A 16,011-nucleotide genomic window follows, 5' to 3' on the forward strand; every position below is an offset into this window, starting at 1 on the left:
GCCAGCATGCGGTCGAGGGCGACACGGGCCCAATGGGCCACCTCAGAGTTCACCTTGACCTGATTGATCACCTGGCCGTCAACGAGGGCCTCCAGGACCCAGGCCAGGTACGCCGGATGGATGCGATACATGGTCGAGCAAGGGCAGACGATCGGGTCAAGGCAGAAGATGAGCTTATCAGGATGCGCCTGAGCCAGGCGATGGACCAGGTTGATTTCGGTCCCTACCGCCCACTGGCTGCCCGCCGGCGCCTGCTCGATCTGCTGGATGATATACTCGGTTGATCCGTAGAGATCGGCGGCCTCGACCACCTCCCGCCGGCACTCAGGATGGACGATCACCGTGATGCCAGGGTAGTCGGCGCGGGCCTTGGCGATCTGCTGCACGGTAAAGCGCATGTGGGTTGAGCAGTAGCCTTTCCAAAGGATGAGGCGCGCGCGTTGCAGCCGCTCCTCGTCGTCGAGGGTCTCCTGGGGATTCTTGGGATTCCAGACGATCATCTCATCCTCGGGGATGCCGTAGGCGTGGCCAGTATTGCGCCCGAGGTGCTCGTCGGGGAAGAAGAGCAGGCGTCGCCCGCGACTGAAGGCCCACTCCATGACCTTGAAGGCATTGCTGGAGGTGCAGACGATGCCCCCGTGCTCGCCGCAGAAGGCTTTGAGGCTGGCCGCCGAGTTGATGTATGTGACCGGCACGAGGCCGGCCTCCTCACCCAGGACCTCGTTGAGGGTCTCCCAGCACTCTTCAACCTCAGCGATGCTGGCCATATCGGCCATTGAGCAGCCAGCGGTCGGGTTGGGCAGGATGACTTGCTGATGAGGAGCGCTGAGAATGTCGGCGCTCTCGGCCATAAAGTGGACGCCGCAGAAGACAATATAGTCGGCCTCGGGCCGCGCTGCTGCCTGCTGAGCGAGCTTAAAGGAGTCGCCGCGCAGGTCGGCATATTTGATGATCTCGTCACGCTGGTAGTGGTGGCCCAGGATCAGCAGGCGCCGGCCAAGAGTAGCTTTGGCCTGGCTGATGCGCCGATCCAGTTCGGCTCCGTCCATCTCGGCATAGCGCCGCGGGATGTGATCAGCGCGCCCTCCGTGCGCATACTGGTCGCGCGTGGCCGGATGGAGCAAGGGCAGAATACGGCTCTCCTGGCTGGCTTCACAGGCTGTTTGCAGAGCCATGAGACTTCGCGCCTCCTTTCGTGACTGCTTGGCTTGTAACGCTCCCGCAGGCAAGGGCTACGAGAGAAATTCCAGGGCGACATCCAGATTGGGAGCCGAGTGCGTCAGTGCCCCAAGAGAGATGAAATCGACGCCAGTGGCCGCCACTGCCGCCAGGCGCTCTGGATCTGGGCCGATACCGCCCGAGGCTTCGAGAAGGATTCCAGGCGTTTTGGCCCGCACAAGGGCGACGGCCTGACGCAATTGCTCTACATCCATGTTGTCGAGCAAGATGGCGTCGGCCCCGGCCTGTACGGCGGCTCGCACCTCCTCAAGGGTCTCGCACTCGACTTCGATTTTGAGGAGATGCGGCACCTGGTGGCGCACCGCCGCGATGGCGGCGGCCAGGCCACCGGCAGCCTTGATGTGGTTGTCTTTGATAAGAATGCCATCGCTGAGACCGAAGCGGTGGTTGTGGCCCCCTCCCAGGCGCACAGCCTCTTTTTCGAGAGCCCGCAGCCCAGGAGTGGTCTTGCGCGTGTCGAGAATGCGCACGCCGGTGCCGGCCACAGCGCGAACGCAGCGCGCGGTCAGGGTGGCGATGCCGGAGAGGTGGCCGAGGAAGTTGAGGGCCACACGCTCGGCACTTAAAAGCGCACGCGCCGGCCCGCTGAGCACGGCCAGTGTCTGGTTGGCGATGACAGCCTCTCCATCGCTGACATGCGCCTCGCAGTAGACGTGCTCGTCGAGCAGGCGAAAGGTCGCCAGGGCCACGGCCAGGCCAGCAACGACCCCTTCGCGTCGTGCCAGCAGGATGGCCCGCGCCTGGGCCTCAGCAGGCACTGTACACAGGGTGGTGAGATCGCGATAGGCTCCGTCTTCAATCAGGGCCTGCCTGATCAGGTCAAGCGGGAGTTCAGACATACGGTCTTCCTTTGTGCTGGAGAGCTGCGCTGCTGGCGGCCTCGACGCTCTGAAGAGCGGGCCGCAGGACAAGACTGACACCGGAGAGCGACGGATCAGGCTGGGGATAGTCGCTACGCCAGTGGCTGCCGCGACTTTCGCGCCGCGCCAGAGCAGCCTGCACAACGAGAGCGGCACTATCGAGCATGTTGGCGGTCTCTAGCCAGGCGCGTCCAACTGCCTCATGAGGAGCGCGTGCTCGGGCTGCTCCAGCGAAGCAGGCCCGCAGCTGGAGCAACTGGCGCCAGGCGATGCGCAGCCCATCCTCGTCGCGGCAGAGCGAGACTGAGCGCCACATCAGCTCTCGTAGCTCGCGCTGGATAGCGCGCGCCAGCTCCTCTGGCCCGACCCAGGCCGGCGGCAGCGGCCAGGGACGAGCCTGGTCCTGAGCAGCGAAGAGCGACAGTCTCAGCTCGCGCTGCCGCCGCCCGGCAGCGCAGGAAGCCTGCTCATGGGCCTCCCCACGCAGGAGCGCGGCGAGGCGACGCCCAAAGACCAGTCCTTCAAGCAAGGAGTTACTGGCAAGGCGATTGGCGCCGTGGACGCCGGTACAGGCAACTTCACCGACAGCATAAAGATGCGGAATACTGCTGCGACCCTGCAGGTCGACCTGAATTCCGCCCATGCAGTAATGGGCTGCCGGGGCGACTGGCAGCAGATCATGGGCCAGATCCAGGCCGTGATGACGGCAGAGGGCGGCGATGGTCGGAAAGCGCGCATACATCCGCTCATCAGGAAGATGGGTCAGGTCGAGGTATTGGCAATCTACCCCCTCGGTCAACATCTCGCTGAGGATGGCCCGCGCCACCACATCGCGCGGGGCCAGCTCGGCCAGGGGATGGTAACGCGGCATGAAGCGCTCGCCAGCATGGTTGCGCAGATAGGCCCCTTCGCCCCGGACGGCCTCCGAGATGAGATGAGTGGCGCCGTTGACCTTGAGAACAGTCGGGTGGAACTGGACGAATTCAAGGTCGGCTAAAGCGGCCCCGGCACGCCAGGCCAGGGCCAGGCCGTCAGCGGTAGCTCCAGCGGGATTGGAGGTGTAAGCCCAAAGGCTGCCTGTGCCACCGCAGGCTAGAACTGTGTGGCGCGCTTCGACGACAAAGGGCTGTCCCTGCTGATCAAGGGCCTGCAGACCACTGCAGCCAGCCTCGTCGACGAGCAGGGCACAGACAGGAGTGTCGGCGTAGATGGTGATCCGGGAACGCGCCTTGAGGGCGGCCAGCAGGGCGCGCTCGATTTCAGCCCCGGTGGCATCGCCACCCGCGTGGAGAATGCGCCGCCGGCAATGAGCCGCTTCCTGACCTAAGAGCAGGCCATCAGCGGTAGCGGCCTCCGCACTCTCCCCAGGCCCCGCGCGATCAAAACGAACACCCAGCTCGATCAGCCAGCGCACAGCTGTCGGCGCTTCTTCAACGAGGACACGTACGGCCTCTGGGTCGCAAAGGCCAGCCCCCGCCGCCAGGGTGTCCGCATAATGGAGTTCGGGACTGTCGTCCGGCCCCAATGCCGCCGCCAGCCCTCCCTGCGCATAGCGCGTGTTGCTCTCCCCCAGCCGCCCTTTGGTAAAGAGAGCCACTCGCCAGTCAGGCGGCAGGCTGAGAGCCACAGTCAGGCCGGCGATGCCAGCGCCAACAATGGCTACATCAAATCTCTGGCAGCTCGCCATGATGGTCCCTTCTTGTCTCGGTCCACAGCCATTAAGTGTAAATTTTACACTAACTGGCCTCAAAAAAGAAAAAGGTGTATCAAGTACACCAACCGTATTGCTAACAAGTATACCAGCGATCTATCAGGAAAACAAGGGGCCGGGGAAGCGCTGCCCGGAGGGCAAGAGCGCGCTTGTTGTCCAGGCCCAGCCCCTTAGCGCCTGCGCGAGTGAGTTTGTGCGGTCAAGTTACTCGCCGATCACTTTCACAATGACGCGTTTATCGCGCTGGCCATCGAACTCAACGTAAAAGAGGCGCTGCCAGGGACCGGCGTCGAAGCGCCCGCGCGTGATAGGAATGACCACCTGCAAATGCATTAAGAGATTCTTGAGGTGAGCATCGCCGTTATCCTCGCCGGTGCGATGGTGGTGATAGTTGGGCCGTTCGGGGGCCACCTGCTCGGCCCACTCCATGATATCGCGCCAGAGGCCAGACTCCTCGTCCTGGATGATGACACTGGCCGTCAGGTGCATCGAAGAGACCAGCGCCAGGCCCTCCTGGATGCCACTCTCGCCAATGATGCGCTCAACCTGGTCCGTAATGGGGATAATATCCTTCCGCTTCCTGGTATGAAAGGTGAGATAGGCCGTATGTGATTTCACCAGCAACCTCCTGCTCTATCTGAGGTAAGGATCACGAGCCAATAGAGCCGCTGAGCCAGACCCGCCAGCGGGAAACGCGGATCGGCAGGAGCCATTTTCGTCCAAGTATAGTGCTGACGCCAGTCGTAGGCAATCCACTCGTTCTGGCCAGGCCCTTCCCTTTGGGAGGAGAAATATGGTACGCTCTGGAACAAAGTGGTTCAGCTCTCCAGCAGCGGTAACAGCGAGGACACTCCATGCACCAGCAGAGGCGTGGCGTCCTGAGCGGACTCTTGCTTATCGTCGTGGCCATTGTGCTAGTCCTGTTGATGGGGGTGGCGCGGGCGCATGCCCCTCTTAGCTTTCTGTGGGCAGGCAGCGACGTGGGCCTGCAGCAACAGGGACAGGAGACACCGCAGACGCTCCACCTGCTCAATGGCAGACTGGCCTCACTCGGCTGGATTGTCGGGCGCGACTGCCAGCGTGGCATCCAGGCCTATCTGCAGACCGCCGACATCAATCCCGATGCGGCCCTGGTCGGCAGCGGCTGGGTCAATCCCCTGACGGGGCAGCTGATGAACGGCGAGAGCAATAATTGCCAGCCGGGGACCCTCAGCATGGATAACGTGGTTCGTCTGATCCATAGCAAAGGGGGGAAAGCCTACCTGACAGTCACAATGGAGACCGACGCCAACGGCTGGACGGCCCAGCAGCAGTCGGACTATATCAAAGCAGCTACCCAGCAGCCGGCCTATATTCAGGCGATCGTCAACGTCGTCAAGCAGGGCGGCTACGATGGGGTTATTATGGACCTGGAGGGAGCCGATCGCACCTATCCGCAGATCCAGCAGCTTTTCGCGGATTACAACCGCCTGGTCTGGAAGGCCATGCAGGCCCTCAACAAGCCCTACGGCATCGCCCTCATTCATAAGGTGGCCGACCAGGACGACTACTACAATCTGAACGGCTTTGAGGACTGGTCGCTGCTCGGGCACTGCGCCGATTTTATCGTCATCATGTCGCTGGACCAGTCCTATTTCACACCAGGGCCGACAGTGAGCGTGCCCTGGCTCAAACAGATCCTGGCCTATGCCCTCAAGACCATGCCCCAGATGTTGCCGCGCATCGTCTGGGAGTTTCCCCTGTATGGAGCGCGCTGGCACCAGGCCGCCGATGGGCACTGGATCTTTGACGGCGGGATCAACTACGCCGACGCGGTGGCCCTGGTCAAGACTATTCCCGCCGCCCAGATCGACCAGGAGGCCAGCAACCTGAACGATCCCTACGCCGCCCACCTGGTCTACACGGACAGCAGCGGGATCAGGCATGCCGTCTGGTACCACACCGCCGAGAACCTGCTGCGCATCATCCGCGAATTTCGTGACCTGCTGAAGCAGACGCCGCAGTTCAGCAACGCTCAGGCATATTTGCAGATCGCCGTCTGGTACCGGGCCACCTGGGAGCCGGGCACGCTCTGGCGCACGCTGCTGCCGATCCTCCCCAACGCCGCAGCTTGAAGCCATCCAGTCAGATCAGCCGGCCATCAGCTCTGCCAGGGCAGCACGATCTCGTACTCGGGCACCAGACGAACGGACCGCAGCGTCACTGGCAGGGTACCATCGCTGGCAGGCGCTGGCAGGCGCTCCCTGGAGAAATAGCGCAGCACCGGCGCATCAGCCCGTAAGGGAGTAAAGCGCAAGATCAGCTCCAGCTCCTGCCCGGGTTGCAGGAAGCGCTTCAGACCGATCACCCACGGTCGCTCAGAGCCGAAGTAATCGGCCACCAGTCGCCCATCGAGAAAGGCCTGACCCACATCGGCCACACAATCCACATGCAGAAAGAGGTCCTGCACTCCCTCCAGAGCCTCCGCCGCCAGCCGCAGGCGCACTACTTGCGGCTCGGGCTGCTCCAGCGACCAGCGAGCCTGCCAGGGAGTACACTGCAGACGATAGCGCCAGAACAAGCCTTGTTGGCCGCACTCCTCCAGCAGGCCCGGCCCTTCCAGAGTCGCAGGCAAGCGCGGATAGCACAGCAGATCAAGCTGAGGCTGGCCCTGCCAGCAGAGCGTTAGCCTCTCCTCATCGGCATCTACCCAGGCCGCCCCCTCGCTCTCAGCAAGCAGCAGGTACTCGCCACCTGCTAGCTTTACCTTCCAGCAGCGCAGGGCCTGATCCTGAGACAAGACGAGCAGTTCAACGGCCTCGCCCGAAAGGCTGGTCGCTTCCAGGCGCGTCCCCAGACCAGGCTGCGGCCAGGCATAGAGCGTTTCCCTCTCTTCCAGCATCCTTCCCTCCGACAGCGCCAGCGCCTGACAGCCCTCACGAGCAAAGGCAAATTCGGCCTGAAGTCCCTCGGGAGCAAAAAAGGCCAGAGTCGTTCGTCCGCCGGCGCGCAGAACCGTCAGCGGCTGGGCCGTGGCGTAGCGCAGGTGCAGGCCATTGGCCAGCTCCAACCCAATGGGGAAGATAGCGCTCACTCCCCACCGCAACCTCAGATCACCCTCGCGCGGCAGGCGCAGCCGTCCCTCTGGCAGCAGGACCTCCAGCGTGATTCCCTCCAGATCCCGGCCCTCGGCATGATCCTGATAGGTATTGACAAAGAGAAAGCCCTGACCCTGCTGAGCACGCGCCGCATAGCGCAGCACCCCAGTCATCTGTGGCTTCACAACAGCGGCCCCCGGCGGTAGCACCACAGGCAGTGGAGCCAGCCGGCTGCCGAACTCCTCTAAGAAGAGGTGCAATAGACGCAGATGATGATAAGAGGAATGGATCTGACCATACTCCCCCAGGGGCGCCTGGAAATCATAGGAGAGACGCGGCACAGTAAACTCGTTGAAGAAGCTGTGATGACCGACCGGATTCGAGCCACCATGATACATGTAATAACCCAGCCAGTTGCAGCCGCTGCCCAGAGCCACCAGGGCCAGCGCCTGCGTGCATTCGGGCGGCACCTGGGGGCGGTGGAGATAGGTCATCTGGATGCCGGCCCCCAGTTCGCAGTAGGCGTACGGATAGCGCTCTATTGGATAGCGGAAGGCCCCGGCCCGCCACCAGTCGCTTTCGGGCTGCTGCGGGGAGCGAAAGAGGAACTCGCGGCTGGGCGATGGCTCAAAAGCGGGATCAGGCTCCCAGGGCGTAAAAGGATAAGCGGCATGCATTGGCAAGAAGTCCTCTGCGGGTACAGCAGCCCCTCCCCAGGCCGTGCAGGTGTAGAGGGGAGCCGCTAGACCTACCTCGCGGGCCAGGGCAAGCAGGCGCTCCAGATGGGCTGTTCCATCGCTGCCCCGCGGCACCCACTCGCTGCCGGGCCGAAAGGTTAGCTCCCAGGGTGCCCCAGCATGCATATACTCGTTCTCTAGCTGCACGCCAAGAATAGGCCCCCCCTCCTGAAAAAAGAAGCCCCGCACCTGACGCGCGATCTCAGCAAAGTAGCGGCGCACATAGAATAGATAGCGCTCGTCATTCGAGCGCACAGCCACCGCCCGCCCGTAAAGCCAGTCGGGCAGCCCGCCGTTGCGACACTCGCCATGCACAAACGGCCCTACACGTAGCAGAATCTCCAGCCCCATCTCGCTGCAGAGCTGCACAAAGGCGCGCAGATCTCGATTGTCCGACCAGTCAAAGCGCCCCTCCTCTTCCTCGACGTGAATCCAGAACACATAGATGGAGACCAGCGTCAGACCGCCGGCGCGCATCTTCTGCAGCGCTTCGCGCCAGTAGCGGCGCGGATAGCGCGAGGGATGGAATTCGCCCATGACGGGAATCCAGGGCTGCCCGTTGCGGAGTAGATAATGGCGCGTCAGGGCCAGAGTTTCCCCTTGCGGCGAGCGCGCCAGGAGGCGCAGCTCTGGCAGCCCCCCCGTCGCTGTCTCCGCAGCGCGCAGGTCAAGTCGATAGTAGGAACGATCATCAGCGGATAGATGTGGCTGCAACGATGTGGCGGACAATGGGCTTCTCCCTCCTGCTCTTCTCTCTCTGGATCACTTGCTCGATCGCTCACAGGCTGAGGCCGCCAGCAGTCTGGCTGCCAGGCACCACCTATTTGTCAGGTTGAGCTGTTGTCAGGAACTATAGTTGTATAGGAGACAGCCGGCCAGAGCCTGAATGGCAACTACAGGCATAGAAGAAGGCGCCAGGCGGGTAGAGAGTGCCAGCGGCGTGACAGGTCGGACGCAGCTAGGATACCCGATCAGGGCGAAGCAGGGACCGCAGTGGACTGGCGTACCACCAGAGAAGGCGGGACCAGACGCAGCGGGGCGGTCACTCCCTGGCGCTGAGCCGCGCCATCGGTGCCTTCGCCAGCTGGCGGCAACTCGCGCCCCTGCTCCTGGCTCGCCGCCTCAATTTGGGCCAGCAGCAGTTCCGTCGCCTCCTGAGCCAGGCGTGTCTTGGGAATAGCGATGGTCGTCAGCGGCGGACGTAGATGGGCAGAGACCACGATGTCGTCAAGGCCAACGATCGAGATATCCTCGGGCACGCGCAGCCCGCGGTCAAGGACCAGCTCCATCGCCCCGAGGGCCATCCAATCGTTCGTCGCAAAGATCGCCGTTGGCGGCGCCAGCTCCTGCCCAACGCTCAACAACTGACGCGCCGCTGCATAGCCGCTCTCCAGCGAGGAGTCACCCAGAGCAATACGGTCCGGGGGTAGCTCCAGGCCAGCCTGCCGCAATGTCGTGCGGAAACCCTCTAACCGCAGATGCTGCTGAGGCTCATCGACAATGACGGCAATGCGCCGGTGCCCCAGCGCCAGCAGGTGCTCAGCAGCCAGTTGCCCCGCACGGAAGAAATCGACCGTGACCTGCGGAATGTCCGACGGCGACTCATTCTCTTGCCAGTCGCAGAGCACAATGGGCACGCCTTGACGGAAATAGTGCGCAATGTCGGCTATGTCCATGCTCGACCCCATGATGATGTAGCCATCAACCCAGCGACTCATCAGCCGCTCCATCTGCTGCCGCCCCAGGGCAAAGTCACCGTGCGTGTTGCAGAAGAGGGTCTGGTAATCTCGCTGGCGAAGAATATGCTCAATGGCCTCCATGATCTCAGGATAGAAGGGGTTGGCAATGGTGGGCAGAATCAGGGCCACGGTAAAGGTCCGGTGCTGCGAGAGATTGCGCGCCAGCAGATTGGGCCGATACCCCAGCTCTCGGGCATAGTAGAGCACACGCTGACGCGTGGCCTCGCTGACTTTGCCTTTGCCACTCAGCACATTGGCAACTGTGCTTTTGGCAACTCCCGCCGCCCGCGCAATGTCGTAAATCGTAACCATGTGCCCCTTCCTGGCTGCCCCAGGCCGTTCATGCGGCTGCTGCTGAAAGCGAGATTCCTTCATCGAAAGCGCATCCTCAACTCTTCGTTTAGAGTATAGAAGATGGACCGGTCCATGTCAAGTAACAGGCCATTCACCCTTGACATGGACCGGTCCATCTTCTATACTTTTCGCGTGTGGACCGTTCCACCTCCCCTTGCCAGAGCAGGCAAGGAAAGCGGTCGGGTTGGTCGGCCTGGCAGGAAGCCGGCGCCCCAGACCAGCCAGCGGCTGCAAGAGAGCGATCTAGGTGTGCAGGGATGAACGGACGGGCGGACGGACGGACGAACTCATAGGCAGATGGGGCAGGCGGATGAAGAGACGACGGAGGGGCTGGATGGGAGGAGAGAAGGATGACTGAGTCAGCGCCGAGAGGACGAACCAACGAATCAGCGTCGCCGGGTCAATCGGTCGGTCACTCAGTTGATTGCGTCTGCAGTGTCTTCAGCAGGCGTCAGCTCCTACAGTGCAGTCAAGGAGGAAACGAGAGATGAACCGCGGTCTCCTATTTTGCCGTGCCAGGGGGATGGTCAAGGCCGGCCTGCTGCTGCTCCTGGCGCTCAGCATCAGCAGCTATCTTGTGGCCTGTGGTGGGACGTCCGCCAGCTCTGGGCCGGTAACGCTCACCTTCTGGTCCTGGGTGCCCAACCTCCAGCAAGCGATTGATCTCTTCGAGAAGAGCCATCCCAACATCAAGATCAAATGGCAGAACGTCGGTTCGGGCGGCACGGAGTACACCAAGCTGACGACAGCCCTCAAGGCCGGCTCAGGCGCTCCCGACGTGGTGCAAATCGAGTACGCTTATCTCCCCCAGTACATCCTCAGCGGGAAACTGGTCGATCTTTCGCAGTACGGGGCCAACGATGTGAAGGATCAGTTCGTGCCCTGGACCTGGGCCCAGGTCTCCAGCGGCGGCAAGGTCTACGCCATCCCCCAGGATACCGGCCCGATGGGCCTGCTCTACCGCGAAGACATCTTTAAGAAATACAACCTCCCCGTCCCCACTACCTGGGACCAGTACGCCCAGGAAGCCATCCAGCTGCACAAAGCCAATCCCAAGATCTATATCACCGACTTCTCCGCTAGTGATGGCCCCTGGTTCTTCTCGCTGCTCTGGCAGGCCGGTTCTCAGCCCTTCGTGGTTAATGGGACGACGATCAAGATCCACCTGGACGATGCCGCCGCGCTTAAGGTGGCGAACTACTGGGGCAACCTGGTCAAGAGCGGTGCTGTGAGCACCGCCGCCGATTGGAACAACGACTGGTATGCCGCGCTCCAGAATGGGACGCTGGCCACCTGGATCACCGCCGCCTGGGCGCCGTCCGATCTGGAGGGCTTTGCCCCAAAGTCCGTCGGCCTATGGCGCGCGGCACCCCTCCCGCAGTGGAGCGCTGGTGAGCAGGTCTCAGCCAACTGGGGTGGCTCAACCGATGCTGTGACGACGCAGTGCCAGCATCCCGCTGAGGCCGCCGAGTTTGTGAAGTGGCTGAATACGAATCCTGAGTCGGTCAAGATCTTGACTCAGAAGCTCTACCTCTTCCCATCCCAGAAGAGCGCTTTGCAGGACCCCAGCTTCGATACGGCCAACTCATTCTACGGCGGTCAGCAGGTTAACCGCATCTTTGTGGAGTCCGCCCAGCAGGTCAATACTTCCTTCCAGTGGAGTCCTTTCCAGGACTATGTCTTCTCCCAGCTGCAGAATCAGCTGGCGACGGCGGTGAACGGCAAGATCTCGTTCGAGCAGGCGATGCATAATACGCAGAATGCGGTGGTGACCTACGCCCGCTCACAGGGCTTTACGGTCATCTCATGAGCAGGCACATCAGGGAGGTGCCGGGAGCCAGGACCGGGCGATGGCCGGTCAGCAACCGGAGCCAGCCGCTCGATCTCTCCCGGCACCGTCCCTGGCCCGCGCCGCGATGCCATTCTGTTCCCAGGCCCTGCGCTGGGTTGGTTTTCCTTCCTCTCTTTTGCCTTCCTCGCTTGAATGAGAGGCCTGTACTATGATACCGTCACGGCATATGGCAAAGCACAGTCAGACTGAAGCAATACAGCAAGCGATCGAGGTCCAGGAGCTGGCACCGCCCGCCAGCGGCCTTCCCAGCGCTCTGCGGCTCTGGCGACGCTGGCGTCAGCAAGCGGTGATTCCTTACCTCTTCTTGCTTCCGTTCTTGCTGCTCTTCTCGTTCTTTATCCTGGTGCCGCTACTGTACGCGCTTTGGACCAGCTTCTTCGTCGAGCGTCTGATCGGAGGCACTACCTTCGTAGGACTGCAAAATTATCAGGAGGTCCTGCACGATGGCAATTTCTGGGAGGGGGTGCGCAACGTCCTCCTGCTCCTGTTTACGCAGGTACCCCTGATGCTCGGCCTCGCCCTGGGGCTGGCCCTGCTGCTCGATAGCCAGATCGTACGCCTCAAGACAATCTTCCGCCTGGGCTACTTTCTTCCCTATGCGATCCCCAGTGTCATCGGCGCTCTGCTCTGGGGCTATCTGTATAGCGCCCATATCGGGCCTTTCGCCCAACTGGCGGAGTTGTTGCACTGGCCACCGCCACCTTTCTTGACCGCCGCCGGTCTCCTGCCGTCGATCGCCAACATTTTGACCTGGCAGTGGACCGGTTACAATATGGTGATCCTTTATGCCGCCCTGCAGGCTATCCCGCCGGAGCTGTACGATGCGGCGCGCGTCGACGGGGCCAGCGGCTGGGAGATCGCCCGGCGCATTAAGATCCCGCTGATCGCCCCGGCCATTGTGTTGACGGTGGTCTTCTCGATCATTGGGACATTGCAGCTCTTCAATGAGCCGCAGATCATGACGGCCATCGTCCCCAACCTGATTCAGGACCACTATACGCCGAACCTCTACGCCTATAATCTGGCTTTCACGAACCAGCAGTATAACTACGCCGCTGCGGTCTCCTTCGTGCTCGGCGCCGTGGTCTTCGTGTTCTCCTACGTCTTCATGCTGGTGACCTATCGCAGGGGGCAACGTTGATGGCTCGTATTGGATCGCTTCCGGCTGGCGGCTCTATCGCCGCCACACGGCAGACCTCGACCCGGGCAGTGGGTCGACGCGGCGGCTGGACACTGCGCGGGCTGGTCCTGCTTTTCCTGGTGCTGATGCTGGTCTACTTTGTGATTCCCCTCTTCTGGCTGGTGGTTTCGGCGACGAAGACCAACGATGAGCTGTTTTCGACCTTCGGACTGTGGTTCGCGCCGGATTTCCATCTGCTGGAGAACCTGCACGATGTCTTTACCTACGATGATGGCATCTTCGTCACCTGGCTGACGAACTCGGCCTACTACGCGGTGGTGAGTGCCCTGGGGGCGTCACTGATCGCGACGCTGGCCGGTTACACGTTCGCCAAGCTCTCTTTCCCAGGGCGCGAGCTGGTCTTCGCTATTATCCTGGGGAGCATCATGGTACCTAATACAGCCCTGGCTATCCCCACCTACCTGGTACTGAGCAAGGTCGGTCTGGTGAATACGCCACTGGCCATCATCTTGCCGTCGCTGGTAACCCCCTTTGGGGTCTATTTGATGCGCGTCTACGCTGAGCAGGCGCTCCCTGACGATTTGCTCGATGCAGCACGCGTCGATGGAGCCAGTGAGTGGCGCATTTTCTGGAGCATCGCCCTGCGCTTGCTGGCCCCCGGCTTTGTGACGGTGCTGCTGCTGACTTTCGTGGGAACGTGGAATAACTTTTTCCTGCCCCTGGTGGTGACCAATAACCCGGCGTACTACCCGCTGACAGTCGGCCTGGCCAATTGGAATCAGCTGTCCCAGGCCTTCAGTGGGTCACGCATTCTCTATACGCTGGTGATTACTGGCTCGCTGATCTCGGTGATCCCGCTGATGATCGGCTTTCTCTTCCTGCAGCGCTACTGGCAGGGCGGTTTGACCTTCGGCAGCCTGCGCTCTTAGCGCTCTTTTGCCCGTCCACCCCTCTGTCAGGCGCAGCCAATCTGGTAGGTTCTGTTCTGTTGCTATCGAGGTTGCCGGCCCGAGCGGGGCGCTAGCAAAGCCGCCTCCAGGCTGTACGCCAGCTCTGGCCGGCAGGTAGGGCAGGATGCCCTCAGACTTCTCGATTTGACTGAGGAAGGTAGGCAGAATCGATGGATCGCAAAGAACAGCACTATCTCCTCTCCGTTGCCAGGGGTGCGTGGTCTGCCCCCGCCCTCTGGAGAGAGCATGTCAGCCGGCGGCGCTTCCTTGGCCAGATGGCCTCAGCAACGGCTCTGGCCGGGGGTCTGACTCTCGGTGGCGGCCTACCGGCGGCGCTGGCCGCCCCGCACCCGGCTCCTCGCCGGAGCGGTGGGCCTCGCCCGCGAGTGCTGGGCCACGATCTTTCTACGCTGCAGCAGCTGGAGGACGTCGGCAAGCACTTTTCTGATCAAGGGCGCGTGCTGCCCGCCGAGCAGATCGTGGCTCACCACGGCGCGACATTTATCCGTGAACGACTGTGGGTTCAGCCGCCGATCCCGTACAACGACCTGCCGCACATTTTGACAATGGCGCGCCGGATTAAGGCCGCGGGCCTGCACTTCTTGCTCGATTTCCATTACTCTGACTTTTGGGCCGATCCCAGCCACCAGACGACGCCACAGAGCTGGCAGGGCCAGGATCTGGCGACGCTGGCGCAGACGGTCTACGATTATACGCGCTCGGTGCTGGGAGCCTTGGCCCGCCAGGGAACACTGCCTGAGATGGTGCAGACGGGCAACGAGGTGACAGCAGGAATGCTCTGGCCCCAGGGCCAGATCTATGTCAATGGGACGGAGCGCTGGCCCCAGTTCGCAACCTTGCTGAAGGCGGCCATCGCCGCCGTGCGTGATACGAGCCGGGCGATCGAGGTGATGGTGCATATCGATCGCGGAGGCGATAATGCTGGCAGTCGCTACTTTTTCGATCATATACTGGCCCAGGGCGTGGATTTCGATGTGATTGGCCTGTCATACTATCCGTGGTGGCATGGGCCGCTCTCGGCGCTGCAGGCGAATCTCAACGATCTGGCGCCGCGCTATGGCAAAGATCTGGTGGTTGTGGAGACGGCTTATCCCTGGACCTTAACCGATGGGGACAGCGAGCCGAATATTGTCAACGCGCAGACAACATTGCTGCCGGGCTACCCTCCCACGCCCGATGGCCAGCTCGCCTATATTCGGGCCGTGCGGGCTATCGTGGAAGAGGTGCCACAGGGCCGGGGGCGTGGACTGGTCTATTGGGAATCAGCCTGGATACCCGGGGTGGGTTGGGAGCCAGGAGCCGGCGACGCCTGGGATAACATGACACTCTTTGATCGTCAAGGTCGAGCCTTGCCTTCGATTCGCTGCTACGAGTAGCGGACAGGCGGAGGCGGACGAGCAGATATCTTCCCTTCTCCTCTCTAACGACCGAGTGTTCAAGCGCTATCTATCAAAGCCGACACAGTCGCAATGTGAAGCGCCCACACAGGTGGCCCAGTCTGCCGGTTCGGGAGATTGGGCCGCTTGCCTCCCTTCCCATGTGCGGCCCAGACAAGACGGAGAGCGCAAGCGCTTCCTCTTCCCCCTTTGTCGCCTCCAGCCAGCAGGGAACGTCGGCCTCTCTCCCTTCCTCACTTTAGTCGACTTGCACCTCTCGCAAGCCTGGTCGCTAGCGAATGACACCACAGGAGGCGATGCTGGCAGCGTGTTCCTGCAACAGGGTCCCCGCGATGGTCAGGAGCAGCCGCACGCGCTCGTCGCTGATGCGGTAATAGACATATTTCCCCTCGCGCACCCCTTGCACCAGGCCACACCAGCGCAGGCAGCCCAGATGAGTCGAGACCCGCCCCTGGGGCACTCCCAGAGCCGCTACCAGCTCGCTGACCGTGCGCCCCTGGGCCGGAGCCTCCAACAGCAAGGCGAGCAGACGCAGCCGTGTCGGGTCGCTGAGCACCTTGAAGAAGCGCGCGTAAAGCTCAGCAGCTTCTGGCGTCAGGGCGTCCCCGCTCGCGGGCCGGTCCCGCACCTCGTCGCGCTGCCTGTCCGTCAGGCTGGCGATTGTCACCGCCGGCGACGTGGCGCTGTCACTGTTTCTCTCTCCCTCACTCTTCATATATATTTTTGCCTCTTCTTTGTTTGTTGCTACCCGACAGATCTTATATATATCCGTATAGGCTGATGGAAGGATGATATCATCCGGCAGCGCGCGCGTCAAGGAAAGCGACCGGGTGACCTGTGGCTTCCGGCGGCCAGCTGGCGACGAAGAAGCGAGGCAAGGAGACCAGGCGGGCTATATAAGCGACAATCCCGGCCTGTGTACTATACTAATAC

General features: G+C 62.0%; 12 protein-coding genes. 5 read left to right on the top strand and 7 right to left on the bottom strand.

The annotated features are described in order from the left end of the window. From nadA to IRZ31_RS13505, 4 genes are all read right to left on the bottom strand, one after another. On the bottom strand, nucleotides 1-1,175 hold a 1,175-nt coding region (gene nadA / locus IRZ31_RS13490; protein ID WP_297154485.1), incomplete at its 3' end, for a quinolinate synthase NadA. 57 nt (nucleotides 1,176-1,232) lie between these two features. Then, nucleotides 1,233-2,078, bottom strand: coding sequence for a carboxylating nicotinate-nucleotide diphosphorylase (gene nadC, locus IRZ31_RS13495; protein WP_297154487.1), 846 nt, complete (start codon nucleotides 2,076-2,078; stop codon nucleotides 1,233-1,235). Beyond that, nucleotides 2,071-3,786 (bottom strand): L-aspartate oxidase, encoded by a 1,716-nt coding sequence (gene nadB / locus IRZ31_RS13500; protein ID WP_297154488.1) that lies wholly within the window; start codon nucleotides 3,784-3,786, stop codon nucleotides 2,071-2,073. Before nadB ends, nadC begins: the two co-directional genes overlap by 8 nt. A gap of 228 nt (nucleotides 3,787-4,014) precedes the next feature. Next, on the bottom strand, nucleotides 4,015-4,428 hold the full coding sequence (locus IRZ31_RS13505; RefSeq protein ID WP_297154490.1) for a secondary thiamine-phosphate synthase enzyme YjbQ: 414 nt from the start codon (nucleotides 4,426-4,428) through the stop codon (nucleotides 4,015-4,017). 236 nt (nucleotides 4,429-4,664) lie between these two features. Here IRZ31_RS13505 and IRZ31_RS13510 point away from each other — a divergent pair, with 236 nt between their 5' ends. Further along, complete coding sequence (locus IRZ31_RS13510; protein ID WP_297154492.1) at nucleotides 4,665-5,924, top strand: hypothetical protein; 1,260 nt, start codon at nucleotides 4,665-4,667, stop codon at nucleotides 5,922-5,924. 26 nt (nucleotides 5,925-5,950) lie between these two features. On the opposite strand, the gene IRZ31_RS13515 is transcribed toward IRZ31_RS13510, so the two are convergent. Together IRZ31_RS13515 and IRZ31_RS13520 are read right to left on the bottom strand one after the other, a co-directional pair. Then, on the bottom strand, nucleotides 5,951-8,353 hold the full coding sequence (locus IRZ31_RS13515; protein ID WP_297154494.1) for a beta-galactosidase: 2,403 nt from the start codon (nucleotides 8,351-8,353) through the stop codon (nucleotides 5,951-5,953). Between the two features lie 242 nt (nucleotides 8,354-8,595). Beyond that, complete coding sequence (locus IRZ31_RS13520) at nucleotides 8,596-9,738, bottom strand: LacI family DNA-binding transcriptional regulator (RefSeq protein WP_297154496.1); 1,143 nt, start codon at nucleotides 9,736-9,738, stop codon at nucleotides 8,596-8,598. Nucleotides 9,739-10,204: 466 nt separating this feature from the next. Between IRZ31_RS13520 and IRZ31_RS13525 the strand changes: the two genes are divergently transcribed. From IRZ31_RS13525 to IRZ31_RS13540, 4 genes are all read left to right on the top strand, one after another. Further along, entirely contained in the window at nucleotides 10,205-11,527 is a 1,323-nt protein-coding gene (locus IRZ31_RS13525) for a sugar ABC transporter substrate-binding protein (protein ID WP_297154498.1), read from the top strand. A gap of 208 nt (nucleotides 11,528-11,735) precedes the next feature. Further along, complete coding sequence (locus IRZ31_RS13530) at nucleotides 11,736-12,710, top strand: sugar ABC transporter permease (protein ID WP_297154500.1); 975 nt, start codon at nucleotides 11,736-11,738, stop codon at nucleotides 12,708-12,710. Then, a complete protein-coding gene (locus IRZ31_RS13535) occupies nucleotides 12,710-13,639 on the top strand; it encodes a carbohydrate ABC transporter permease (RefSeq protein WP_297154502.1) in 930 nt (309 codons plus the stop codon). The genes IRZ31_RS13530 and IRZ31_RS13535 overlap by 1 nt, the downstream gene beginning before the upstream one ends. Nucleotides 13,640-13,830: 191 nt before the next feature. Beyond that, nucleotides 13,831-15,057 carry an arabinogalactan endo-1,4-beta-galactosidase gene (locus IRZ31_RS13540; protein WP_297154504.1) on the top strand — a complete coding sequence of 409 codons (1,227 nt, stop codon included), beginning with the start codon at nucleotides 13,831-13,833 and terminating at the stop codon, nucleotides 15,055-15,057. A gap of 292 nt (nucleotides 15,058-15,349) precedes the next feature. On the opposite strand, the gene IRZ31_RS13545 is transcribed toward IRZ31_RS13540, so the two are convergent. Then, nucleotides 15,350-15,793: a metalloregulator ArsR/SmtB family transcription factor gene (locus IRZ31_RS13545; RefSeq protein ID WP_297154506.1), complete on the bottom strand. Its 444-nt coding sequence runs from the start codon at nucleotides 15,791-15,793 to the stop codon at nucleotides 15,350-15,352. Nucleotides 15,794-16,011: the final 218 nt, after the last annotated feature.

This window comes from Thermogemmatispora sp., from assembly GCF_019683635.1.
Classification (GTDB): domain Bacteria; phylum Chloroflexota; class Ktedonobacteria; order Ktedonobacterales; family Ktedonobacteraceae; genus Thermogemmatispora.